Consider the following 23,673-nt stretch of genomic DNA (forward strand, 5'->3'; position numbering starts at 1 on the left):
GCCCGGCACGCGCACGCGCACGCGCGTCGCGTGCCGGGCCGACGGGCGCGCCTGGCGCACTGCCAGGTCGGCGGGGGAGGATCGGGCCATGGCGTTCACCGGTCAGTCCCGCATCCCGCGCACCCCGACCCCTCCGCAGGGCGAGACCGTCGCGCGGTACGACACGTACGCGCAGGCCCAGAAGGCCGTCGACCTGCTCGCCGACAAGGCGTTCCCCGTGCAGATGGTCACGATCGTCGGCGCCGACCTGCAGATGGTCGAGCGCGTCACCGGGCGGCTGTCCTACCCGCGTGCCGCGTCCGGCGGGTTCGTCTCCGGGGCGTGGTTCGGCCTGTTCGTGGGCATCCTGCTGTCGCTGTTCTCCGAGCCCGGCGGCACGAGCCCGTTCCTGCCCGCGATCCTCATCGGTGGGGCGTTCGGCCTGATGTTCTCCGTGCTGACCTACTCGCTCACGCGCGGGCGGCGCGACTTCACGTCCGCGAGCCAGATCGTCGCCGCGTCCTACGCGGTGCTGTGCCACGCGGAGAAGGCGAACCAGGCGCGTCAGCTCCTCAGCGAGGTGGGCGGCGTCGTGTCCGGCTGGCCCCCGCGCCCGGTCCAGCCCGCGCCCGTCGACCAGCCCGTGCCGGCTGACCAGCCCGCGCCCGTCGACCGGCCGGCGCCCGCCGAGCAGCCGCCTGCCGCGTCCGGCGAGGCCGGTCCGACGACGACCGGCCCCGCCGCGTAGCGCGTCAGCGCCCGAGCAGCCCCGCCATCCACGCCTCGACCGCGTCGGGGTCGCGCGGCAGCGCCGCCGAGAGGTTCTCGTTGCCGTCCGCGGTGATCAGCACGTCGTCCTCGATGCGCACGCCGATGCCCCGGTACTCCTCCGGGATCAGCAGGTCGTCGGACTTGAAGTACAGGCCCGGCTCGATCGTGAACACCATGCCGGGCTCGAGCACCCCGTCGAGGTAGAGCTCGGCGCGCGCCTGCGCGCAGTCGTGCACGTCGAGGCCCAGGTGGTGGCTGGTGCCGTGCACCATCCAGCGGCGATGGTGCTGGTTGTCGGGGTGCAGCGACTGCGCGGCGGGCACCGGCAGCAGGCCCCACTCGTCGAGCCGTGCGGCGATGACCTCCATCGCCGCCGCGTGCACGTCGCGGAACCGGGCGCCCGGCACGGCCGCGGCGAACGCGGCGTCCGCAGCGTCGAGGACCGCCTGGTAGACGCGGCGCTGGACCTCGGTGAACACGCCGTCGACCGGGAGCGTGCGCGTGAGGTCCGCGGTGTAGAGCGAGTCGACCTCGACGCCCGCGTCGAGCAGCAGCAGCTCGCCCGCGCGGACCTGCCCGTCGTTGTCGATCCAGTGCAGCGTGGTCGCGTGCTCGCCGGCGGCGGCGATCGTCTCGTAGCCGACCGCGTTGCCCTCCTGGCGCGCGTGCCCGACGAACGTGCCCTCCACCACGCGCTCGCCGCGCGCGTGGGCCTGCGCCGCGGGCAGCGCGCGCACGACCTTCTCGAACCCCTCGATCGTGGTCGCGACCGCGAGGCGCATCTGCTCGACCTCGTGGGCGTCCTTGACGAGCCGCAGCTCGGACAGCGCCTCGACCAGGTGCTCGTCGCGGTCCTCCTGCTCGGCCGCCCGCTCGGCCTCCTGCCGACGGATCTCCTCGACGACAGCCTCGACGGCCGGGTCCACCTCGGGGACGACGAGCAGCTGCACGCCACCGGACCCGACGTCCTTGGCGAGCGCGTCGCGCAGGTCGTCGAGGTGCCGGGTGCTGATGCCCGTGAGCGTCTCCACGTCCTCGAGCGTGGGACGCGCGCCCACCCAGAACTCGCCGTAGCGCGAGTCCGAGAAGAACTCGGTGGTGTCCCGGCCCGCGAGCGGGCGCAGGTACAGCACCGCGTGGTGACCGCTGCCGTCGTCGCCCGTGCCGTCGGCCACGGGGTGCAGGACGAGCACCGCGTCGGGCTCCTGCTCGACACCGAGCCCGGTGAGGTGCGCGAACGCGGAGTGCGGGCGGAACCGGTAGTCCGTGTCGTTCGAGCGCACCTTGAACGTGCCGGCGGGCACGACGAGCCGGCGGCCCGGGAACTTGCCGGACAGCGCGCTGCGTCGCGCGGACGTGAAGTCCGCCGCGGGACCGCGGGTCACCCCGGACGCGGGGCGCGGTGCCCAGCCGGACGTCACGAACTCCAGGAACGCCGCCGACCCCGGCCGCTGCGAACGGTTCGCGCCGCGCTCCTCGACCGGCTGGCCCTCCTGCCAGCCCGGGTCGCCCGGACCCGCGCCCGCGGGAGCCGTCGTCGTCGCGTCGGTGGCTGCGGTGTCGTCGCTCATCCGACCATCTTCCCACCGCGTGCCCGGGACCCGTCCGGCGCGCGAGGCGCCGACCGGGCTCGATACGGTTCCGGGGTGCGCATCGACCTGCACGCCCACTCGTCGGCGTCCGACGGCACGCAGAGCCCGGCCGAGCTCGTCGCCGCGGCCGCGCGCGCCGGGCTCGACGTGCTCGCGCTCACCGACCACGACACGACCGTCGGCTGGGCACCCGCCGCGCGCGCCGCGCGCGAGCACGGCATCACCCTCGTGCGCGGCACCGAGGTGTCCGCCCGGTGGCGCGGCGTGAGCGTCCACCTGCTGTCCTACCTGCAGGACCCGGACCACCCCGCGCTCGTCGCCGAGCTCGAGGCCACGCGGCACGCGCGCGTCACACGCGCCGAGCGCATGGTCGAGCTCCTCGCGGTGGACGTGCCGATCACCTGGGCGGACGTGCTCGCGCAGGCCGGTGACGCCGTGACCGTCGGGCGCCCGCACGTGGCGGACGCGCTCGTCGCCAACGGGGTCGTCCCGGACCGGGACGCGGCGTTCGCCCACCTGCTGCGCGCCGACGGGCCGTACCACGTGCCCCACTACGCGCCCGCCGCCGCGGACGCGGTCCGCGCGATCGTCGCCGCCGGCGGCGTCGCGGTCTTCGCGCACCCGGGCGCCGACGCGCGCGGCCGCATCGTGCCGGACGAGACGTTCGACGAGCTGGCCGCCGCCGGCCTCGCCGGCCTCGAGGTCGACCACCGCGACCACTCTCCGGCGCAGCGCGAGCGGCTGCGCGCGATCGCCGACCGTCTCGGTCTGCTCGTCACCGGCGGCAGCGACTACCACGGTGCGGGGAAGGTCAACGAGCTGGGGGAGAATCTCACCCGGCCGGAGATCCTGGCCGTGATCGAGGAACGAGGCACGAGTGAGGTGGTCCGGTGACCCCGGCGCAGCGACCGGTACGAGCGGCCCGGCGGCCGACATGAGCGCACGCGCGCACGCGCGCACCAGCGACGGCGTGAGCGGGGTGCGCCCGTGACCGAGGTCTTCGACCCGCGCCTGTTCGCGTCGGTCTTCATCACGCTGTTCGTCATCATGGACCCGCCCGGGACCGTGCCGATCTTCCTCGGCCTCACGGGCGCCATGACGCGCAAGCAGCGCAACAGGGCCGCGTGGCAGGCCGTCGCCGTCGCGCTCGGCGTGATCGTGTCGTTCGCGATCTTCGGCCAGTCGATCCTGTCGTACATGCACATCTCGCTCGCGGCGCTGCAGGCGTCCGGCGGGCTCCTGCTCCTGCTCATCGCGATGGAGCTGCTCACCGGCAAGATGGAGGAGCAGCAGGCGTCACCGAACGCCAAGGTCAACGTCGCGCTCGTGCCGCTCGGCACACCGCTGCTCGCGGGTCCCGGCGCGATCGTCGCGACGATGGTCTTCGTCAAGCAGGCCGACGGCACCGTGGGAGACTGGACGGCGATCGCGCTCGCGGTCGTCGCGGTGCACGTGTCCCTCTACCTCGCGATGCGGTTCGCCAACGTGATCCACCGCGTGCTCAAGGACTCGGGCACCATCCTCGTCACCCGCATCGCGGGTCTGCTGCTCGCCGCGATCGCGGTCCAGCTCATCGCCGACGCGGTGGTCGCGTTCGTGCAGGACGCGTCCTGACCCGTCCCGGCCCGCCGCGCACCACCTGACGACGCGCGAAGGCCCCCGCGCCGTGGAGCGCGGGGGCCTCCGTTCGTCTGCGCGGCCGGTCGGCCGGCGGTGCGCGGTCAGGCGTCCGCGGGCTCGCCTGCGCCGCTCGCGCCGGCGTCCGCGCCCGACTCGCCCGCGGGGCGGCCGCCGCGCGTACGACGACGGTTGCGCGAGCGACGTGCGCGCGGCTCGCCGCCCTCGTCGGACCGGGGGGTGCCGGCGGGTGCGGCAGCGGTGCCACCGGCCTCGCCCGCACGGCCGCCCGCACGGTTCTCGTTCGCGCCGGCCTCGCCGGCGCCCCGGCCGCGGCCGCCGCGACGACGACGGCGGGCGCCGTCACCCTCGTCGGCGGTGTCGCGGGCCGGACGCGCGTCGGACCGGCCGCGCGAGCCGTCCTGCCCGCCGCGCGCGTCGCGCCCACCGGACGCGCCCTGGCGCGTGCGCTTGCCGGTCTCGCCCAGGTCCTCGATCGCCTCGGCGGCGAGACCCTCGCGCGTCTGCTTGTCCTTCGGCAGGCGACCCTTGACGCCCTCGGGGATGTCGAGGTCGGTGTACACGTGCGGCGAGCTCGAGTACGTCTCGACGGGCTCGGGCTTGCCGAGGCCGAGCGCCTTGTCGATCAGGCCCCAGCGCGGCATGTCGTCCCAGTCGACGAACGTGACGGCCGTGCCCTTGTTGCCCGCGCGGCCCGTGCGGCCCGTGCGGTGCAGGTACGTCTTCTCGTCCTCGGGGCACTGGTAGTTGATGACGTGCGTGACGTCCTCGACGTCGATGCCGCGCGCCGCGACGTCGGTCGCGACGAGCACGTCCACCTTGCCGTGACGGAACGCGCGCAGCGCCTGCTCACGCGCGCCCTGGCCCAGGTCGCCGTGCAGCGCGCCCGCGGCGAACCCGCGCTCGACGAGCTCGTCGGCGACCTTCGCGGCCGTGCGCTTGGTGCGCGCGAACACGATCGTCAGGCCGCGACCGCGCGCCTGCAGGATGCGGGCGAGCAGCTCGACCTTGTCCAGCGCGTGGGCGCGGTACGCGACCTGCTTGATGTTCTTGACGGTCTGGCTGCCGTCGTCGTCGGGGTCCTGCGCGCGGATGTGCGTCGGCTGCGACATGTAGCGGCGGGCCATCGCGACGACCGGGCCGGGCATGGTCGCCGAGAACAGCATCGTGTGGCGCGTCGCGGGCGTGGCCGCGAGCAGCGTCTCGACGTCCGGCAGGAAGCCCAGGTCGAGCATCTCGTCGGCCTCGTCGAGCACGACCGTGCGCACGTGGGACAGGTCGAGGTGGCGCTGCTTGAGCATGTCGATCATGCGGCCGGGCGTGCCGACGACCACGTCGACGCCCTTGTTCAGCGCGTCGATCTGCGGCTCGTACGCGCGCCCGCCGTAGACCTGCACGACGCGCACGTCCCGGCGTGCGGACGCGGTCGCGAGGTCGCCCGCGACCTGGACGGCGAGCTCACGCGTCGGGACGACGACGAGCGCCTGGGGCTTGCCCGGCGCGCGCAGCGCGTCGTAGCCCTCCTCGCCCGGCGCGACGATGCGGTGCAGGAGCGGGACGCCGAAGCCCAGCGTCTTGCCCGTGCCGGTCTTGGCCTGGCCGATGATGTCGTGGCCGGACAGCGCGACCGGCAGCGTCATCGCCTGGATGGGGAAGGGGCGGGTGATGCCCGCGTCGGCGAGCGCCTGGACGATCTCGGGCCGGACGTCGAAGTCGGCGAACGAGGCGTCCACGGCCTGCACGGACGAGGCCGTGCTCACCAGGGGGCGGGTCGAGGGGGCTGCGAGGGCCGAGGCGTGCTCGCTGGTGGTCTCGTCGGGGGCGCCGAGGTCGTCGGCGGGCAGGTTCGTCTGCGTCTGGGTCACGTGTGCTCTTCGGTGCGGGTGGCGGCCGCGCGCCGTCCGGTCGGGCGCGCCGTGGGGACGGGTCGCGCGCGCCGGGCGCAGCGGGGCGCCACGGGTGGCCGGCAGCCGATCGCGGATTGTCGAGCTCGCGGTCTCCGCCTCGTCGCGGGGCGACAGGGGCGTGCGAGGGGGTCGTGGTCGACCGGGCAACCGATGTACCCGTCCAGGGTAGCCGACGAGCACCCCCCACCGGGCGGGCGTCGCCCGGTCGCGTGACCAGCGTCTCAGCCGCGGGGCGTCCGGGCGTTCTACGATCCTCGGATGAGCAACGCCGCGCCGACCCCGCCCGCAGGTCCGTCCTCGTCCTCGGCCAGGTCCTCGGCGCCGGCCTCCACGGCGGACGCCGTGGAGCTCCTGGGCCTGGTCGCCCAGCTCGAGCACACCGCGTTCGTCCGGCTCGCGGGGGACTGCGCGCTCGCCCCCGACGTCGAGCAGCGGCTCGCGCTGTCGCGGTTCGCCGCGGCGGCGGTGGAGCGGCGCGACCGCGTCCTCGCTCGCGTCGCGGAGCTCGGGGCCGACCCGGCGGCCAGCATGCGCCAGTTCGACGACGTGCTCACCGAGTTCGACGAGCGCACGCAGCCGAGCTCCTGGTGGGAGCGGCTGCTCAAGGCGTACGTCGGCTACGGCGTCGCGGACGACTTCTGCCGCATCGCCGCCCAGGGGCTCGACGAGCGCTCGCGCGCGGTCGTGCTCGAGGTGCTCGACGACGCGTCGCACGCCGAGCTCGCGGTGGCAGAGCTCGACGCCGCGGGATCGGGCGACGGCGTGCTGTCGTCGCGGCTCGCCCTGTGGGGCCGCCGGCTCGTCGGTGAGGCGCTCGGTACCGTCCAGCGGCTCATCACGCAGCGCCCGGCCCTGGAGCGGCTCGTGGCGGCCGCAGCCGCCGAGCCCGACGGCGCGCCGAGCGACGGCGGCAACGCGTCGGCCGCCGGCACGACGACGCCCAACGCACCCGCCAAGGTGTTCGGCGAGCTCACCGCGCAGCACACGCGGCGCATGAGCCGCCTGGGCCTGACGGCCTGACGGCCTGACGGTCGCCACGACGCCGCCGGGCCCGATGCCTGGCGGCGCCCGATGCCTGGCGGCGCCCGATGCCTGGCGGCGCCCGATGCCGGGTGGTCGCGTCAGTCCGGGCGCGGGCCCGTCAGATCGAGCCGAAGCCCACGCGCGGCTTGGCCTCGACGCCGACCTCGACGTACGCGAGCGACGCCGTGGGCACGATCACCCGGCGGCCCTTGCTGTCGGTGAGCTCGAGCGCGGGCTTGCCGGCGAGCGCCGCCGCGACGGCGGCCGACACCTCGTCGGAGGTCTGGTCGCTCTCCAGGACGATCTCCCGCGCCGCGTTCTGCACGCCGATCGTGATCTCCACGCCCGTCTCCCTCCGTCGCCACCACGTGCGCGACACGTCGCCGTGACCCGGTCGCCCGGACCCGGCCTGCTGGTCTCGCGACGATCCTAGGCGGCTGCCGCGCACGGTCACGCCGTGTCCGCGACCAGCGAAACCCCGCGCCCCGTGGCGCCCGCGCGGCCGTCCCGCACCGGACCCGGGGCGCTACTCGTCGTACGAGAAGTCCGACCGCACGAGGCCCTGGACGCCCGCCCACGCGAGCCGCGTCACGAGGTCGGCCGCGTGCTCGGACGCGCGCGGGTCGGCGACCTGCGCGCCCCGCAGCCGGTGCGTCGCGGCGCCCTGGGCGAGCGAGATCAGGGACACCGCGATCACGTCGCAGTCCGCGGGCGGCAGGCCGGTGACGGGCTCGAGCACGGCCGCGCACCGCTGCGCCGCGACCGACGACGCGTGCTCGACGCGCTTGCGCACGTCGGCGTCGCGCGTCACGTCCGACTCGAACAGCAGGCCCGACGACTCGCCCGCGACCTCGACGAACGTCATGTACGCGCGGACGATCGCCGCGATCACCGCCTGCCCGTCGCCGCGGCGCACGGGCCCCTGCTCGATGGGCGCCACGGCCTGCTCGACCGCCGCGATGAGGTCCGCCCCGCAGCGGTCCACGACCGCCAGGTACAGGTCGAGCTTCGACGGGAAGTGGCGGTACAGCACGGGCTTGCTCACCATCGCCCGGTCCGCGATGTCGTCCATCGAGACGTGGTGGAAGCCCTCGCTCGCGAAGAGCTCCTGGGCGATCTCGAGCACCTGCGCGCGCCGCTCGCCCCCCGACATCCGGACGGTGCGGGGTCGCGGCGTCAGCTCGCTCGGGGGCTCGGCCATGCCGCGAATGCTAGCCACCGAACGTTTCCGGGATGCGACGATGTCGGGGTGAGGCCGCCGCGAGTGCACCGGACGAGTGACGCGAGCGCGCCCCGACGCGCGTCCGCGGGCGTCCGGGGGGCGGTCGTGCGCCGCGCTCGGGCACGCGCCGCGACCGTCGTCGTGGGGGCCCTGCTCGCGGGCGCGGGGACCGGGTGGGTGGTCGCCGGACCGCCGACGACGAGCGCGGCCGAGCCGGTCGCCCGGCCGTCCACCGCGACGCTCGACGCGCCCGACGTCGCCGTGCGCGAGGGCGGTGCCGCCGCTCGCGGCGCGGCCGGGGACCGACCGCTCGTCGGCCCGTCGCGCCCCGCCGAGCCGAGCCCCACCTCCCCGGGCGTCCCGAGCACCGCGACCACCCCGGCCGCGAGCCCGGACCCCACCCTGCCGCCGGGGCTGACGGCGGCGGACGTCGCGGCGGGTCTGCTCGCGGCGGACGTGCCGGAGCACGCGTCGGGCGAGCTCGTCGTCGTCCCGGCCGCGCAGCGAGCGCGTGCGAACGCGGCCGGCGGCACCGACCGGGTGCTGCGCGTCCGCGTCGAGGTCGAGGAGGGTCTGCCGGTCGACCCGGCGGTGTTCGCCGACTTCGTCATGACCACGCTCACCGACGGTCGCGGCTGGGGCGGTGACGGGTCGGTGGCCTTCGAGGTCACGGACGCGGAGCCGGACGTGCGTGTCGTGCTCGCGTCGCCGGACCTCGTCGACGAGATGTGCGCGCCGCTGCGCACGGCGGGTCAGGTCTCGTGCGGCCGCAACGGGCACGCGGCGCTGAACTTCCGGCGCTGGGTCGAGGCCGTCCAGGACTACGGCGACGACCGCACCTCGTACCGGCAGTACCTGGTCAACCACGAGGTCGGCCACCTCCTGGGCCGGCCGCACCGGCCCTGCACCGCCGCGGGGGCGGTCGCCGACGTGATGCAGCAGCAGTCGTACGCGGTCAAGCCGTGCCTGCCGAACGCCTGGCCGTTCCCGCAGGACTGACCGCGCCCGGCGCACTCTGCCCGGTTGTCGGCCCGGATGTCGGCCCGGATGTCGGCCCGGATGTGGGTGGGCCGTGATGGGATGCACGCCGTGACGACCCCCGCCCCCGTGCTGCGCCGGCCCGCTCTCGCCGACGCACCCGTGCGGGGACCGGGGTCGCCGGTGACGCTCGACGACGCGCAGGCGGCGGCCGTCGCGTGGGCCGCGGGTGCGGGGTCCGACGAGCGCGCGCTGCTCGTCCTGGGTGCCCCCGGGACCGGCAAGACGACGGTCGCGCTCGAGGCGGCGGTCGCGGCCGTGCGTGCCGGGCTCGCCCCCGAGCACCTGCTCGTGCTGTCGGCGACGCGACGCGGCGCGGCCGACCTGCGCGACCGGCTCGCCGCGCGGCTGCCCGTCACCTCGAGCCGCCCCCTGGTCCAGACCCCCGCGGCGGCGGCGTTCGCCGTGCTGCGCGCGCACGCCGTCGCGCGAGGCGAGGTCCCGCCGACGCTCGTGTCGGGCCCCGAGCAGGACCTGGTGCTCGCGGAGCTGCTCGTGGGGCACGCCGCGGGCGAAGGCCGAGCGGTCGACTGGCCCGAGCGCGTGCGGGGTGAGGCGCTCGGCGTCCGCGCGTTCCGCGACGAGCTGCGCGACGTGCTCATGCGCGCCGCGGAGCGCGGCCTGGGCCCGGCGGACCTCGACGCGCTCGGTCGTGCGCACGCACGCCCCGAGTGGTGCGCGGCCGCCCGCGTGTACAGCGAGTACCTCGACGTCCTCGACCTGCGCGCGGCGACGCCCGACGCGGGGCTCCGGCTCGACCCGGCCGTCGTCGTCGCCGAGGCGTCGCGGGTGCTCGCGTCGTGGGAGCGCGAGGCGCCCGGGGCACGGCCGCCCGCGTGGCGCCTGGTGGTCGTCGACGACCACCAGGAGAGCACGCCCGCGACCGCGTCCCTGCTGGGCGTGGTCGCGGCCCGCGGCGCGCGCGTCCTCCTCACGGCCGACCCGGACGCGGCCGTCCAGACGTTCCGCGGCGCCGAGCCGGCGCTGGTCGCGCGCGCGAGCGCGCCGCGCGCCGCGGGCGGTCGGGCGGACGACGCGGCGGGCGCGCTCGGCGCGGCGCGCGTCGTGCTGCCGACGGTGTGGCGCCACGGGACGCACGTGCGCGACGTCGTCGAGCGGGTCACGCAGCGGGTCGGCACGCTCGGTGTCGCGGTGCACCGGCGGGCGGCGTCCGCGGCGCGGGCCCCTGCGGCGAGCGCGCGCGTCGCGATCCTGCCGAGCGGGGCGCAGGAGGCCGCGTTCGTCGCGCGCGAGCTGCGCCGCGCGCACCTCGAGGACGGTGTCCCGTGGGAGCGGATGGCCGTGGTGGCGCGCGCCGGTTCGCAGGTCACCGCGCTGCGCCGCGCGCTCGCGGGGGCGTCGGTGCCGGTCGCCGTGCTGGGCAGCGACGTGCCGCTGCGCGACGAGCCCGCGGTACGGCCGCTGCTGGACGCGATGGCGGTCGCGTGCGGCACCGCCGAGCTCGACGCGGTCCTCGCGGCGCGCCTCGCGTGCTCCCCCCTCGGCGGGCTCGACCCGGTGGGGCTGCGCCGCGTGCGCCGCGCGCTGCGGGCCGAGGAGCTCGCGGGCGGCGGCGGGCGGTCGAGCGACGCGCTCCTCGTCGAGGTGCTGGACGCGCCGGGCCGGGCCGGGACGCTGCCGCCCACGGTCGCGGCCCCGGTCGAGCGGCTCGCGCGCGTCGTGGACGCGGGCCGAGCGGCGGCCGCCGCGCCCGGTGCCGACGCGCAGGGCGTGCTGTGGGCGCTGTGGGACGCCGCGGGGCTCGCCGAGCCGTGGCGGCGCGCCGCGCTCGCGGGCGGCGCCGCGGGCGAGCGTGCGGACCGCGACCTCGACGCGGTGGTCGCGCTGTTCCGCGCGGCGGAGACGTTCGTCGAGCGCATGCCGCGCACACCGCCCGCGGCGTTCGTCGACTGGCTGCGAGCCCAGGACCTGCCGTCCGACTCGCTCGCGCCGCGCGCCCGGCGGGCCGCGGTGCCCGTGCTGACGCCGGCGGGCGCGGCCGGCGGGGAGTGGGACGTCGTCGCGGTCACCGGCGTGCAGGAGGGGGTGTGGCCCGACCTGCGGCTGCGCGACTCGCTGCTGGGCGCCCAGGCACTCGCCGACGTGGTCTCGGGGCGCACGACGACCGCGCAGGACGCCGCCGCGGCGGCGCAGGACGCGCGCGCCGCGGTGCTCGCCGACGAGCTGCGCTCGTTCGCCGTCGCCGTCTCACGCGCGCGGCGGGTGCTCGTGGTGACGGCGGTCGCCGACGCCGACCACCAGCCCTCGCCGTTCGTCGACCTCGTCGAGCCGGCCGAGGGGGAGCGGGACCACCGGCGCACGCAGGTCGAGCCCGCGCTGGACCTGCGCGGGCTCGTCGCGCAGCTGCGCGCGACGCTCGAGGCCGCGGCGGCCGCGGGCGAGCCCGCCGACCCGGGTGCGGTGGCCGCGCTCGCGGACCTCGCCGCGCGCGGCGTGCCCGGCGCCGACCCGCGGGAGTGGCACGGGCTCGCGGCACCGAGCACCGACGCGCCGCTGTACGGGCCCGACGAGCTCGTGCGTGTCTCGCCGTCGAAGCTCGAGACCGCGCACCGGTGCGCGCTGCGCTGGGCGCTCGAGGCCGCGGGTGGGACCGCCGCCACGAGCAGCGGGCAGTCGCTCGGCACGCTCGTGCACGCGGTCGCGCAGGAGCACCCGCACGGCACGCGGGCCGAGCTCATGGCCGCGCTCGACGAGCGCTGGGACTCGCTCGGGCTGGGCACGGGCTGGCCCGCGCGCGCGATGCGCGCCAAGGCCGACGCGATGGTCGAGCGGCTCGCGGCGTACCTCGCGGGCGCCGGTGAGGCGTTGCTCGTCGAGGCCGACTTCGCGGTGCGCACCGACCGTGCGCTCCTGCGCGGCTCGGCCGACCGCATCGAGCGTGACCTCGAGCATCCCGAGCAGGTGCGCGTCGTCGACCTCAAGACCGGCGCGCGTCCGCCCGCGCGGGACGAGGCACTGGTCAACCCCCAGCTCGGCGCGTACCAGCTCGCGGTCGACGCGGGCGCGTTCCCGCTGCCCGAGGGTGCGACGAGCGCCGGCGCGCAGCTCGTGTACCTCGGCACCGGCAGGGCGGGGACGGTGCGCGACCAGCCCGCCCTCGGTCCCGAGGACGACGGGCCGTCCTGGGCGCGCGTGCTCGTCGACGAGGTGGCGCAGAAGATGGCGGCGTCGGCGTTCACGGCGTCGGCGAACGACCTCTGCGACCGCTGCCCCGTGCGTCGCTCGTGCCCCGTGCGACCCGAGGGCGGGCAGGTGGTCGCATGAGCGAGCGCACGGTGGCACCCGGCGGCGGGCCGGTGAGCACGACGACCGAGGTGCCCTCGCAGGGTCGGTCCGCGGACGGGGCCCGGCCGGGCGGCGTCGTCGAGCCCGTGAGCGCGGAGGACATCGCGCGGCTGCTGGGGCGCGACCTGCCGACCCGGGAGCAGCGCCGGATCATCGAGGCGCCGCTGGGCCCCGCGCTCGTCGTCGCCGGTGCGGGCTCGGGCAAGACCGAGACGATGGCGGGCCGGGTCGTGTGGCTCGTCGCGAACGGGCTCGTCGAGCCGCAGCAGGTGCTCGGCCTCACGTTCACGCGCAAGGCGGCGGGTGAGCTCGCCGAGCGCGTGCGCCTACGGCTGCGCCGCCTCGCCCGGGCCGCGGCCGAGCAGGGTGTGGCGCTGCCCGGCCGCGCACACCTCGAGGACGACGTGCTCGGCGGCCGCCCGACCATCGCGACGTACAACTCCTACGCCGCGTCCCTCGTGCGCGACCACGCGCTGCGCCTGGGCATCGACCCGAGCGCACGCCTGCTCGGCGAGGCGGCGCAGTGGCAGCTCGCGAGCGAGGTCGTCGAGGCGTGGCAGGAGGACCTGGGCGTCGACGCGGCGGTGTCGACCGTCGTCGAGGCGGTCCTGTCGCTGTCCGGGGCGCTCGACGAGCACCTGCTGGACCCGGCCGCGGCGCGGTCCGCGGTCGAGGCCATCTGCGCGGACATCGAGGCGACCCCCACGCCCACGCGCGCGCACTACGCGGAGGTGGTCGCCCTGCTGCGGTCGCTGCGCGAGCGCGAGCGGCTGCTCGACGTCGTCGCGGCGTACCGGGCCCGGAAGCGGGCGAGCGACGCGATCGACTTCGGGGACCAGGTCGCGCTCGCGGCGCGGCTCGCGCGGGAGGTGCCCGAGGTCGGTGCGGGCGAGCGCGAGCGGTTCGCGGTGGTCCTGCTCGACGAGTACCAGGACACGTCGTTCGCGCAGCTCACGTTGCTCGCGGCACTGTTCGGGGACGGTCACCCGGTGATCGCGGTGGGCGACCCGCACCAGTCGATCTACGGGTGGCGCGGCGCGAGCGCCGGCGGCCTCGAGCGGTTCCCGACGACGTTCCGCCGCTCGGCCGCCGAAGGCGGGGGACCGGCCGAGGTGCTCGCACTGACCACGTCGTGGCGCAACGACGTCGCGGTGCTCGACGCGGCGAACCACGTCGCGGCCCCGCTGCGTGCGCGCACGGCGCGCGTGCCGGTCCCGCAGCTCGCCGCGAGCCCCGTCGCGGGTCCGGGCCGGGTCGAGGCGCTCATGGCGGCGACCGTGCTCGAGGAGGCGGACGCCGTCGCCGAGCTCGTCGCGGCGCACTGGCGGCCGGCGGGCCAGGGGCCGGACGGCGGTCGTGTGAGCGCCGCGGTGCTGTGCCGCAAGCGGTCGCAGTTCGCGGCGCTGCGCCGCGCGCTGCGCGCGCGAGGGCTGCCGGTGGAGGTCGTCGGGCTCGGCGGTCTGCTCGCGACGCCCGAGGTCGTCGACGTCGTCGCCGCGTTGCAGGCCGCGTACGACCCGCTGCGCGGCGACGCGCTCGTGCGGCTCATGACGGGCGCCCGCACCCGGTTGGGGGCGGCGGACCTGCACGCGCTCGCCGCGTGGGCGGGCGAGCTCGTCGGGCAGCGCACGGGACGCGACGCGGGCGTCGAGCTCGACGTCATCGACGAGCGCAGCATCGTCGACGCGCTCGACGAGCTGCCGCGGCCGGGGTGGCGCAGCCCGGGCGGGCGCACGCTCAGCGACGAGGGTCGCGCGCGGCTCGTCGACCTGGCGGGGTTGCTGCGCACGCTGCGTGCGCACTCCTACCTCTCGGTCCCGGACCTGGTCGCGGAGGCGGAGCGGCTGCTCGGCCTCGACATCGAGGTCGCCGCGCGTGCGGGCGTCGGCGCGGGCCGCGCGCGGGCACAGCTCGACGCGTTCCGCGACGTCGCGGTGGACTTCGCGCGGTCGGTCGACACCCCGACGCTCGGCGGGTTCCTGTCGTGGCTCGAGGCCGCCGACGCGCGCGAGAACGGCCTCGAGCTGCCCGTCACGGACCCGGACCCGGACGCGGTCCAGCTCATCACCGTGCACGCGGCGAAGGGCCTCGAGTGGGACGTCGTCGCGGTGGCCGGGCTGGTCGACGGCGTGTTCCCGACGACCGCGACGCAGGGCAAGGACGGGCCCAAGGACTCGGCGTGGCTCACCGGGCTCGGCGAGCTGCCGTACCCGCTGCGCGGCGACGCGGACGACCTGCCCCGGCTCGAGTACGCGGGGGCGCAGGACCCCAAGGAGCTGCGTGACCGCGTGCACGCGCTGCGGCTCGACGCGGGCGAGCACGAGGTCGCCGAGGAGCGCCGGCTCGCGTACGTGGCGCTCACGCGCGCCCGGCACCGCCTGCTGCTCACGGGCTCGTGGTGGGGGGACGGCAAGAAGCCGCGCCCGCCGTCGACGTTCCTGCTGGAGCTCGCGGAGGCCGGCCTCGTCGACGTGCGCGGGTGGGCGGACGAGCCGGCGCCCGACGACGCGAACCCGGCCACGGGCGAGGCCGCGACGACGGTGTGGCCCGCGGACCCGTTCGCGGTCGAGGACGGCCCGGGGCGGCGGCCCGCGGTCGAGCAGGCCGCGGCGTGGGTACGAGCGGCGGCGGGGCGTCCCCGCGCGGGCGAGAGCCGCTGGGAGGTGCTCGCGCGCACGCTGCTGGAGGAGCAGCACGCCGCGCGCGCGTCGACAGGGGCGGTCGACCTGCCGTCGCACCTGTCGGCGTCCGCGCTCGTGCGCCTCGGCGCGGACGCGGCCGAGTTCGCGCGTGGCCTGCGCCGGCCGGTCCCCGCGGAGCCGTCGGGGCGGGCGCGGCTCGGCACGCGGTTCCACGCGTGGGTCGAGGGCTACTACGGCGCCGCGACGCTCGTCGACCTCGACGCGCTGCCCGGCGCCGAGGACGAGGACCTCACCGGGCCGGACCAGGTGGACGTCGACGAGGCCCGGCTGCGCGCGGCGTTCCTCGCGTCCGGGTGGGCGGACCGTCGGCCGCTCCAGGTCGAGGCGGACGTCGAGACGCACGTCGCCGGGTACGTGCTGCGCTCCCGGATCGACGCGGTGTTCCCGGCCGCGCCGGGCGACCCCGTCCCGGTGGGTGAGGGGGTGGTCGTCGTCGACTGGAAGACGGGCTCCGCCCCGCGGGACGCGGCGACGCGCGAGGCGCGGGAGATCCAGCTCGCGGTGTACCGGCTGGCGTGGTCGCGGTACTCGGGCGTGCCGCTCGAGCGGGTGGCCGCGGCGTTCCACTACGTCGCGGGTGGTCAGACCGTGTGGCCGCAGCGGCTGCTCGGCGAGGACGAGATCGCCGCGCTGCTGGAGCGCGTCACCGACGACGAGCCGGTCGGCGTGCCGGGGTCACGGCGCAGGTGACGGCGACGGGCGCGCCGCTCGGCCGGTCGGCTCAGGCGTACGAGGAGACCGCGGCGACGGGGGCGGTGGGTGCGTCGGAGCCCCACGCGACGCCGGACGGCGACGTCCGGGTGTGCTCGTCGAGGTCCTCGAGCATCGCGACCGCGTCGGCCACGACGTCCTCGTTGCCGGACCGCACGCCGTACAGGAGCCAGCGCGCGAGCGCGAGCTCGCCCGCGAGCAGCGCCCGGTCGGTCAGGTGCGGGTCGATCAGCTCGGTGCGGCGCAGCTGGTACGCCTCCATGATCGAGTCGGCCGCGTCCGGCGGCGCCGCGACGAGCAGCCACGACAGGTCGTCGGCCGGGTCGGCGACGCTCGCGTCGCCCCAGTGCAGGATCCCGCTCACGGTGCCGTCGCCGACGAGGACGCGTTCGTTCGTCAGGTCGCCGTGCACGACGGTCGGCACGAACCGCCACAGCGCGACGTCCTCGAGCCGCTCCTCCCAGCGCCGCAGGAGCGTGGGCGGCACCTTGCCGGTGGCGGCGGCCTCGTCGACCTCGGCCTGGCGGCGGGCCCGGTACGCACCCGCGTCGTAGACGGGCAGCCCGGCGTTCTCGACGACGCTCGTCGGCAGCTCGTGGACCGCGGCGATGGCGCGTCCGAGCGACGCGCACAGCCCCGGTCCGGGCTCGAGCTCGGCGACGTCGAGGGCGCGGCCGGGGATCTCCTCGTGCACCGCGGCGCGACCGCCCTCGGGCAGGTGCGCGAACCCGACCGGGGCGGGGACGGCGAACGGCAGGGTGCCGTCGGTCGCGAACGCGTCGAGCCCGGCGAGCAGCTCGACCTCGGCCTCGAGGGCTGCGCCGGCGGCGGCGTGCACGGGTGCGCGCACGACCCAGCGTCGGCGGGCGGCGTCCACGACGACCGCGATGTCGTAGTCGGTGCCGGGGTGCGCGGGCCGCCGCACGTCGTAGGCGTCCAGACCCGGCACGGCCACGGTGGCCAGTGCGGCGAGGGCGAGCGGGGAGCGGGGCACGGGCCCAGAGTAGGCGCGCACGCGCCCGGCGGCCGCCAGCCGCCGCGGCGTGTCCGTCCCATTCGTCCCGTCCGGCCTGGTCGGGCCCGTGCCCGGCGAGCCTGCGGCCGCGCGCGCCGGACCGGTGGGGGACCTCGTCGGCGCCGCGTACGGTGACGCCCGTGAGGTCCGACGAGCTGCCCCTGTCCCGCGCGGTCGTCGACCGTGCCGCGCTCCTGCGCACCGATGCCGCGCAGGAGCGTGCCCTGGCGGACCCCGCGACGCGCGTCGTGCTGCTGCGCGACGGCCGCGTGCCGGTCGACGCGCGCGGCGGTCTGGTCCTGACGACGGTCGCGCAGGCGCAGCGGGCGGCGGCCGCCGGTGACCGCGCCGACGGCGAGCACCCGTGGCTCCTGCTCGGGGCCGACGACGAGCGCGCGTACGTCGCGCGCCGCGCACCCGGCGACGCCGACGACGTCGCCGACCTCCCGCGGCGCGGCGCACCGTCCGACCGGGACGTGCACGCCCCGGCCTCGCCGCCCGCCGACCCGCCCGCGTCGCGCGCCGTGGCGGACGGTGACGCGGTCCGCTGGGCGTCGCTGCGTGAGGTCGGGTCGCACCTCGACGCGCGCGACGCGGGCCTCGTCGCCACCGCGGTCGCCCTCGACGCGTGGCACGAGCGGCACCCGCGCTGCCCGCGCTGCGGTGCGGCGACGCGCGTCACGCAGGCCGGCTGGGTGCGTGCGTGCACGGTCGACGGCTCGGAGCACTACCCGCGCACCGACCCGGCGGTGATCATGGCGGTCGTCGACGACGCGGACCGGCTGCTGCTGGCGCACGCGGTCGCGTGGGCGCCGGGCCGGTACTCGACGCTCGCGGGCTTCGTCGAGCCGGGGGAGTCGCTCGAGCACGCGGTGCGGCGCGAGGTCGCCGAGGAGACGCGCGTCGTCGTCGGTGAGGTCACCTACGCGGGCAGCCAGCCGTGGCCGTTCCCGGCGTCGCTCATGGTCGCGTTCGTGGCCCGGGCGGTGGCCACGGACGTCCGGGTCGACGGGGTCGAGGTGGAGCACGCGGCGTGGTTCACGCGCGACGAGCTCGCGAGCGCGGTCGTCGCGGGCACGGTGGTGCCGCCGTCGCGCTCGTCGATCGCGCGCGCGCTCGTCGAGGACTGGTTCGGCGGTCCGCTCCCGGAGCCCGCCGCCGGCTGACCTGCCGACGCCTGCGGCCCTGCGCCGTGCTGCGCGGTCCTGCGCTGCCTACCCGTCGAACCGGGTCCAGCGACCCTCGGAGACCACCTCGACACGGCCGTCGGCCACGACGAGCGCGGTCTGCTCGTCGATCGCGTAGGCGGGACCGTCGATCTCGGCCGCCCAGGCCCGTGCGTGCTCGGCGGTGTTCGTCGGGAAGGCGTCCAGGTGCGGGAAGACCGAGAAGTCGACGACGCCCAGCGTGCGGTCGTCGGGTGCGCCGGCCCACTCGACGAACGAGGTCCCGATGCCCGGGGTCAGCACCATGCTCCCGGCGCTCACCCCGACCCAGACCGTGTCCGGCAGCGATGGCAGCAGGTCCGCGAGACCGGACTCGCGCAGCCAGTGGCACAGGTAGGTGGCGTCGCCACCGTCGACGAGCAGCGCGTCGGCGTCCCGGACCCACGGCACCCACCGCTCGGCGCCGATCGTCGGCAGCGCGGTGAGCTCGAGCACGCCGAGCGAGGCCCAGCCCAGGCCGCTGAGGTGCGGGGACCCGTCCGCGCCGGCCGCCAGGCGCTGCACCGACGCGGGCCCGCACAGGGGATGGCCCCACTGCGCGGTGGGCACGACGAGCGCGGAGCTCTCGGCGACGGGTCGGCCGAGCAGCTGCTCGAGCGCGGCGCGGATGCGGGCGTTCGTCACGCCGCCGGACGTCAGGAGCAGCTTCACGGTGCCTCCGCCGATCTCGTCGTGGTCAGCACGATCCTGCCGGTGCGCCCCCGCGGACGCTCAGGACAGGCGCGCGCGCACCTCGACGAGCGACGGGTTGGTCGCCGCGGAGCCGTCGGGGAAGACGACCGTCGGGACCGTCTGGTTGCCCCCGTTGAGCGACGCGACGAGCGCGGCGGCGTCCGGGTGGTCCTCGATGTCGACCTCGGTGTAGCCGATCCCGACCGAGTCCAGCTGCGTCTTGAGGCGGCGGCAGTACCCGCACCACGTCGTGGAGTACATCGTGATGGTGCCGGGCTCGGGGAGGGTCTGCGTGCTCATCGGTCCTCGCGTTCTCGTGGGTGTCTGCAGCGAGAGCCAACCACGACGAGCCCTGGGTGATTCCGCCCGGTCCGCGGGGCGTGCCTGTGCATGCCCGCCCCGCGGTGTCCGCGGTGCCTGAGAGACTGTCCGGCGATGTCCCCCGACGACCTGCTGGCCGCGCTCGACCCCGAGCAGCGCGCCGTCGCGACCGCGCTGCGCGGCCCGGTGTGCGTGCTCGCGGGCGCGGGGACCGGCAAGACGCGCGCGATCACCCACCGCATCGCGTACGGGATCCGCACGGGCGTCTTCCGTGCGGACCACGTGCTCGCGGTGACGTTCACGGCGCGCGCGGCGGGGGAGATGCGCACGCGGCTGCGTGAGCTCGGCGCGGCCGGTGTGCAGGCGCGCACGTTCCACGCCGCGGCGCTGCGTCAGCTCACGTACTTCTGGCCGAAGGTCGTCGGGGGCGCGCCGCCGCGCATCGCCGAGGCGAAGGCGCAGCTCGTCGCGGAGGCCGCGCGCCGGGTCGGGCTGCCCGCCGACCGTACGGGTGTGCGCGACCTCGCGGCCGAGGTCGAGTGGGCGAAGGTCAGCCTGGTGGTGCCCGACGAGTACGCGGTCGCGGTCGCCGCGGTCGACCGCGTGGTGCCGGGCGGGCACGACGCCGCGGCGGTCGCGCGGCTGATGACGGCGTACGAGCAGGTGAAGGACGAGCGAGGGGTCATCGACTTCGAGGACGTGCTGCTGCTGCTCGCGGCGATGCTGGCGGAGCGGCCCGACGTGGGGCGTGAGGTGCGCGGCCAGTACCGGCACTTCGTCGTCGACGAGTACCAGGACGTCAGCCCGCTGCAGCAGTACCTGCTCGACCAGTGGCTCGGCGGTCGTGAGGAGCTGTGCGTGGTGGGCGACCCGTCGCAGACCATCTACTCGTTCGCGGGTGCGACACCGCACCACCTGCTGACGTTCGCGCGCACGCACCCGGGCGCGCAGGTCGTCCGGCTGGTGCGGGACTACCGCTCGACGCCCCAGGTGGTCGAGCTCGCGAACCGGGTCATCGCGCACGCGGGCCGGGGCACGGGCGCGTCGACGCCCGCCCCGCTGGAGCTGCGGGCGCAGCGGCCGGACGGCCCGGCGGTGCGGTGGGCGGCGTACGCCGACGACGAGGCGGAGGCGGCGGGCATCGCGGCGGCCGCGGCGCGGCTCGTCGCGGACGGTGTCCCCGCGTCGCAGATCGCGGTGCTGTACCGGACGAACGCGCAGGCCGAGGCGTTCGAGGAGGCGCTCGGGACCGCGGGCGTCGCGTACCAGGTGCGCGGCGGGGAGCGGTTCTTCGCGCGGCGGGACGTGCGCGAGGCGCTGGTGTTCCTGCGGGGCGGTGCGCGCGCGGCCGACCCGCAGGTCGCTCTCGGCGAGGCGGCCCGGGACCTGCTGCGCAACGCGGGCTGGACGGAGCAGGCGCCGACCACCCGCGGTGCGGCGCGGGACCGGTGGGAGGCGCTGGACGCGCTCGCGCGGCTCGCGGACGAGGTCGAGTCGCGCGCGACGAGCGAGGGTCGGCGCGCGAGCGTCGCGGACCTCGTCGCGGAGCTCGACGAGCGTGCGGCCGCGCAGCACGCCCCCACGGTCGAGGGCGTGACGCTCGCGTCGCTGCACGCCGCGAAGGGCCTCGAGTGGGACGCGGTGTTCCTCGCGGGCCTGAGCGAAGGGCTCCTGCCGACGTCGCTTGCGGAGACGCCCGAGGCGGTCGAGGAGGAGCGTCGGTTGCTGTACGTCGGCGTGACGCGCGCCCGCGAGCACCTGCAGCTGTCGTACGCCCGCTCGCGTCTGCCGGGTGGCCGTGCCTCGCGGCGGCCGTCCCGGTTCCTCGACGCGCTGTGGCCCGGGTCGTCGGCGGCGAGGCCCCGGGCCGGCTCCGGCGGTCCGCCCGCCGCGGACGAGGACCCGCGGGCGTCCGCGGTGCTCGCCGCGCTCACGCGGTGGCGCGACGAGCGGGCGCGGGACCTCGGGGTCAGCCCCGGACGGGTGCTCGCGACCCATGCGCTGCACACGCTCGCGGTGCGGCGGCCCGCGTCGCGTGAGGAGCTCGCGCTCGTGCCGGGCATCGGTGCGCAGACCCTCGCGACGGTCGGTGACGACGTGCTCGCGGTGCTCGCGCGGTCGGTCCGCGCCTGAGCCCTCGCGGGCGCGAGCGCCGGGACCGGCGACGGCCACGGCACCGCTGCGGGGCACCTCGTCACGGCATTTCGGACGGTCTCGAGAACTCGTCGAACTTCTTTCGTTAATTCTGTTGTCCGCCCCGCGCGAGCGCGCCTAGGGTGGAGCCCGTCCTGGTAGCAGACCTGCGTCGTGACAGCGCGGGAAGATCCGAGAGAGGAGGTGGGCAGCGGTGAAGAAGATCCAGTTCACCCCGGTCGTCCGGTCGAGCATGCAGCTCCCGACGCTCCTGATCGCGCCCACCTTCGGCGGCTTCCAGGGGCGTGCTGTGCCCGCTGCGTGGCGTGCGTCCGATGACGCGCTCATCGCGCGTCACGGCGTGACCGTCGACGGGACGGCACTCGACCCTCTCAGGGCTTCGTTGGTCTAGACCAGGTTGGTCATCAAGGCCGCGGAGTCCGACAGGCTCCGCGGCCTTCGTCTTTCCCCCGGTGATCCCGGCGGGCGAGTCGGGACGTGGACGCCGAACCACCACCGCTCACCCGCAGGACACCAGGAGGACATCGTGCGGCTCACGACGCTGCTCGACACCAGCGGATCAGGCCCCTGGCCCACCAGCAGCACCGCGACCACCGACGACACCACCTTCGACCAGCTGGTCGCAGGGCTCATCCCGTGCCGCAACAACGACCCCGAGCTCTGGTTCGCGGAGCAGACCGCTCGCGTGGAGCAGGCGAAGGCGCTCTGCCGCGAGTGCCCGATCATGGCGGGCTGCCTCGCCGGGGCGCTCGAGCGCGAGGAGCCCTGGGGCGTGTGGGGTGGCGAGGTGTTCATCGGCGGCGTGGTCGTCCCGACGAAGCGTGGGCGAGGCCGTCCGCGCAAGAACCCCGCGGCCTGACGTCGGCGTCCGCGGGGCCGCCCTCCGGGGTGTCGACCGACAGGTCGACGTCGTGCTCCGGCCGGGCGGTCCCCGGCGCGTCGTCGGTGACCGTGACGCCCCGATGGGCGGTGCACCCGCAGGCCGGGTGCACCGCCCATCGGCGTCTGCGGGGCAGCGCGTCGGGCAGGCCGATCTCGACGGTCGTGCCGCCCAGCGCGCAGGTGCCCGTGTCGAGGAACGCGAGGACCGCGGCGGCGGCGATCCCGACCGCGACGCCCACGACCGCCGGGGGCTCGGGCGGTGACGGTCGCGTCCCGGGCCGACCGGTCGCGGCCGCGCTAGTCGCGGGGCCCGCCGCACGACCGACCGTGAGACCCGCAGCGAGACCCGCAGCGAGACCAGCAGCGAGACCCGGACCGTGACCCGTCGCGACGCCCCGGGCGTGCGTGCCGAGCGCGTCCGCGACGACCGGCCAGGCGGGGTCGGCGTCGGTCCGGTGCAGGTCGAGGCAGCGCAGGCACGGGCCGGTGCCGGGAGCGACGAGCGGGCCCACGACGGTGTCCGCCTCGCGCAGCACGACGCTGAGGTGCGGCGTCGCGCGGTTCAGCAGCAGCGCACCGAGGCTGGGAGCGACGACGTCGTCGCTCACGACGACCACCAGGTCGGCACCGGCGGACGGTCCTCCCGACTCCTCGCCGGGTGCCACGCCCGCAGCGGTCGCCACGGCGGTCGTCGCGGGTGCGACCGCCGCGAGGACACCGACCGCGGCGGCGACCCGCCCGTGCCCGACGTCCTGGAACCGGTAGCCGCCCGGACCGACGTCGCCCGAGCGCACCGGGCGGTCGTCGTCGAGCAGCACCCGGCCGACGCCCGCCGCGGCGAGCGTGACCGCGATGCCCAGGCCGGTCGCGCCGAGCCCCACCACGCCGACGGTGCGGTGCGCCCGGCGCAGCACCCGGGCGGCGCCCGCGGAGTCGGGGTCGAGCAGCGAGAGCACGCACGCGTCGTCGCCCGCGGCCCCCGGCAGCGCTCGCGCCCCGCCGGGCGCGGTCAGCCCCGCCTGACGGAGCTGGTCCGTGAGGTCGGCGAGGCGCTGCGGATCGAGCTCGGCGGCGGCCAGCGCGAGCGGGAGTCCCTGGCCGAGCGCGACGAGCGCGCGCTCCTCGTCGGGGGTCAGGTCGTCGACCCGTACCGCCCACCGGGGGTCCGTGCCGACCTGCACCTCACCCGGCGCCCGACGCACGACGCGCAACCCGGTCCGCAGCATGGCGCCAGGCTGCCACCGGAGGGCTCGGCCGCGGACCGGTCATCCACAGGGGGCGGGTACGACAAGGGGCGCCGTCCGTCGGACGACGCCCCTCGCAGCTTCTCGGCGGTCGAGCGGTGCTCAGGCCTTGCCGAGGATGCGGTTCAGCTTGGTGCCGCAGACGGGGCAGACGGCCTTGGCCATCTTGCGACCCGACTCGGAGACGACGACGTCACCCTCGGCCTCGCGCTTCTCCTTGCACTTCACACAGTAGAACTCGCCTGCATAGGTCTCGGCCATTGGTCCTCC

General features: G+C 76.7%; 19 protein-coding genes. 10 read left to right on the plus strand and 9 right to left on the minus strand.

What is annotated here, in order from left to right:
- Positions 1-88: 88 nt before the first annotated feature.
- Positions 89-727: a general stress protein gene (locus tag CUD01_RS03195; RefSeq protein ID WP_243860725.1), complete on the plus strand. Its 639-nt coding sequence runs from the start codon at positions 89-91 to the stop codon at positions 725-727.
- A gap of 4 nt (positions 728-731) precedes the next feature.
- Here CUD01_RS03195 and CUD01_RS03200 read toward each other — a convergent pair whose 3' ends face one another.
- The gene (locus tag CUD01_RS03200) at positions 732-2,321 is read right to left on the minus strand and encodes an aminopeptidase P family protein (protein WP_141318662.1); all 1,590 of its coding nucleotides are present in this window, start codon (positions 2,319-2,321) and stop codon (positions 732-734) included.
- Between the two features lie 75 nt (positions 2,322-2,396).
- Between CUD01_RS03200 and CUD01_RS03205 the strand changes: the two genes are divergently transcribed.
- Both CUD01_RS03205 and CUD01_RS03210 read left to right on the plus strand, forming a co-directional pair.
- Complete coding sequence (locus CUD01_RS03205) at positions 2,397-3,236, plus strand: PHP domain-containing protein (RefSeq protein ID WP_141318664.1); 840 nt, start codon at positions 2,397-2,399, stop codon at positions 3,234-3,236.
- Positions 3,237-3,329: 93 nt separating this feature from the next.
- Positions 3,330-3,956 carry a MarC family protein gene (locus CUD01_RS03210; protein WP_094180610.1) on the plus strand — a complete coding sequence of 209 codons (627 nt, stop codon included), beginning with the start codon at positions 3,330-3,332 and terminating at the stop codon, positions 3,954-3,956.
- A 107-nt stretch (positions 3,957-4,063) separates the two neighbouring features.
- Here CUD01_RS03210 and CUD01_RS03215 read toward each other — a convergent pair whose 3' ends face one another.
- Entirely contained in the window at positions 4,064-5,845 is a 1,782-nt protein-coding gene (locus CUD01_RS03215) for a DEAD/DEAH box helicase (RefSeq protein ID WP_371860747.1), read from the minus strand.
- A gap of 300 nt (positions 5,846-6,145) precedes the next feature.
- On the opposite strand from CUD01_RS03215, the gene CUD01_RS03220 reads away from it, so the two are divergent.
- Entirely contained in the window at positions 6,146-6,907 is a 762-nt protein-coding gene (locus tag CUD01_RS03220; protein WP_141318666.1) for a ferritin-like fold-containing protein, read from the plus strand.
- 121 nt (positions 6,908-7,028) lie between these two features.
- Here CUD01_RS03220 and CUD01_RS03225 read toward each other — a convergent pair whose 3' ends face one another.
- Complete coding sequence (locus CUD01_RS03225) at positions 7,029-7,253, minus strand: DUF3107 domain-containing protein (RefSeq protein WP_094180608.1); 225 nt, start codon at positions 7,251-7,253, stop codon at positions 7,029-7,031.
- Positions 7,254-7,436: 183 nt separating this feature from the next.
- Positions 7,437-8,111, minus strand: a complete 675-nt coding sequence (locus CUD01_RS03230; protein ID WP_141318668.1) for a TetR/AcrR family transcriptional regulator — start codon at positions 8,109-8,111, stop codon at positions 7,437-7,439.
- Between the two features lie 126 nt (positions 8,112-8,237).
- Between CUD01_RS03230 and CUD01_RS03235 the strand changes: the two genes are divergently transcribed.
- The 3 genes from CUD01_RS03235 to CUD01_RS03245 all read left to right on the plus strand — a co-directional run bounded on the left by CUD01_RS03235 (position 8,238) and on the right by CUD01_RS03245 (position 15,868).
- The gene (locus tag CUD01_RS03235; RefSeq protein ID WP_244937633.1) at positions 8,238-9,131 is read left to right on the plus strand and encodes a DUF3152 domain-containing protein; all 894 of its coding nucleotides are present in this window, start codon (positions 8,238-8,240) and stop codon (positions 9,129-9,131) included.
- An 81-nt stretch (positions 9,132-9,212) separates the two neighbouring features.
- A complete protein-coding gene (locus CUD01_RS03240) occupies positions 9,213-12,455 on the plus strand; it encodes a PD-(D/E)XK nuclease family protein (protein WP_141318670.1) in 3,243 nt (1,080 codons plus the stop codon).
- On the plus strand, positions 12,452-15,868 hold the full coding sequence (locus CUD01_RS03245) for an ATP-dependent helicase (protein WP_141318672.1): 3,417 nt from the start codon (positions 12,452-12,454) through the stop codon (positions 15,866-15,868). The genes CUD01_RS03240 and CUD01_RS03245 overlap by 4 nt, the downstream gene beginning before the upstream one ends.
- A gap of 31 nt (positions 15,869-15,899) precedes the next feature.
- Here CUD01_RS03245 and CUD01_RS03250 read toward each other — a convergent pair whose 3' ends face one another.
- Complete coding sequence (locus CUD01_RS03250; RefSeq protein ID WP_141318674.1) at positions 15,900-16,883, minus strand: phosphotransferase; 984 nt, start codon at positions 16,881-16,883, stop codon at positions 15,900-15,902.
- A 161-nt stretch (positions 16,884-17,044) separates the two neighbouring features.
- Between CUD01_RS03250 and nudC the strand changes: the two genes are divergently transcribed.
- Positions 17,045-18,070: an NAD(+) diphosphatase gene (gene nudC / locus CUD01_RS03255; protein WP_141318676.1), complete on the plus strand. Its 1,026-nt coding sequence runs from the start codon at positions 17,045-17,047 to the stop codon at positions 18,068-18,070.
- Between the two features lie 48 nt (positions 18,071-18,118).
- On the opposite strand, the gene CUD01_RS03260 is transcribed toward nudC, so the two are convergent.
- A complete protein-coding gene (locus CUD01_RS03260; protein ID WP_141318678.1) occupies positions 18,119-18,781 on the minus strand; it encodes a Type 1 glutamine amidotransferase-like domain-containing protein in 663 nt (220 codons plus the stop codon).
- Between the two features lie 60 nt (positions 18,782-18,841).
- Positions 18,842-19,102 carry a mycoredoxin gene (locus CUD01_RS03265; protein ID WP_141318680.1) on the minus strand — a complete coding sequence of 87 codons (261 nt, stop codon included), beginning with the start codon at positions 19,100-19,102 and terminating at the stop codon, positions 18,842-18,844.
- Positions 19,103-19,237: 135 nt separating this feature from the next.
- On the opposite strand from CUD01_RS03265, the gene CUD01_RS03270 reads away from it, so the two are divergent.
- Positions 19,238-21,256: an ATP-dependent helicase gene (locus CUD01_RS03270; RefSeq protein WP_141318682.1), complete on the plus strand. Its 2,019-nt coding sequence runs from the start codon at positions 19,238-19,240 to the stop codon at positions 21,254-21,256.
- 547 nt (positions 21,257-21,803) lie between these two features.
- Positions 21,804-22,136, plus strand: coding sequence for a WhiB family transcriptional regulator (locus CUD01_RS03275; RefSeq protein ID WP_141318684.1), 333 nt, complete (start codon positions 21,804-21,806; stop codon positions 22,134-22,136).
- Here CUD01_RS03275 and CUD01_RS03280 read toward each other — a convergent pair.
- Positions 22,069-23,385 (minus strand): ThiF family adenylyltransferase, encoded by a 1,317-nt coding sequence (locus CUD01_RS03280; protein ID WP_141318686.1) that lies wholly within the window; start codon positions 23,383-23,385, stop codon positions 22,069-22,071. The genes CUD01_RS03275 and CUD01_RS03280 overlap by 68 nt on opposite strands.
- A 120-nt stretch (positions 23,386-23,505) precedes the next feature.
- On the minus strand, positions 23,506-23,664 hold the full coding sequence (locus CUD01_RS03285; RefSeq protein ID WP_094180598.1) for a DUF5679 domain-containing protein: 159 nt from the start codon (positions 23,662-23,664) through the stop codon (positions 23,506-23,508).
- Positions 23,665-23,673 lie beyond the last annotated feature (9 nt).

Origin of the sequence: Cellulomonas uda, assembly GCF_006538705.1 — a bacterium.
GTDB classification, from domain to species: domain Bacteria; phylum Actinomycetota; class Actinomycetes; order Actinomycetales; family Cellulomonadaceae; genus Cellulomonas; species Cellulomonas uda.

Bases quoted from the DNA above. Each gene is read 5' to 3' on its own strand.
- CUD01_RS03195 (WP_243860725.1), top strand. From the start codon at position 89: ATGGCGTTCACCGGTCAGTCCCGCATCCCGCGCACCCCGACCCCTCCG.
- CUD01_RS03200 (WP_141318662.1), bottom strand. From the start codon at position 2,321: ATGAGCGACGACACCGCAGCCACCGACGCGACGACGACGGCTCCCGCG.
- CUD01_RS03220 (WP_141318666.1), top strand. From the start codon at position 6,146: ATGAGCAACGCCGCGCCGACCCCGCCCGCAGGTCCGTCCTCGTCCTCG.
- CUD01_RS03230 (WP_141318668.1), bottom strand. From the start codon at position 8,111: ATGGCCGAGCCCCCGAGCGAGCTGACGCCGCGACCCCGCACCGTCCGG.
- CUD01_RS03240 (WP_141318670.1), top strand. From the start codon at position 9,213: ATGCACGCCGTGACGACCCCCGCCCCCGTGCTGCGCCGGCCCGCTCTC.
- CUD01_RS03245 (WP_141318672.1), top strand. From the start codon at position 12,452: ATGAGCGAGCGCACGGTGGCACCCGGCGGCGGGCCGGTGAGCACGACG.
- CUD01_RS03265 (WP_141318680.1), bottom strand. From the start codon at position 19,102: ATGAGCACGCAGACCCTCCCCGAGCCCGGCACCATCACGATGTACTCC.
- CUD01_RS03270 (WP_141318682.1), top strand. From the start codon at position 19,238: ATGTCCCCCGACGACCTGCTGGCCGCGCTCGACCCCGAGCAGCGCGCC.
- CUD01_RS03280 (WP_141318686.1), bottom strand. From the start codon at position 23,385: ATGCTGCGGACCGGGTTGCGCGTCGTGCGTCGGGCGCCGGGTGAGGTG.
- CUD01_RS03285 (WP_094180598.1), bottom strand. From the start codon at position 23,664: ATGGCCGAGACCTATGCAGGCGAGTTCTACTGTGTGAAGTGCAAGGAG.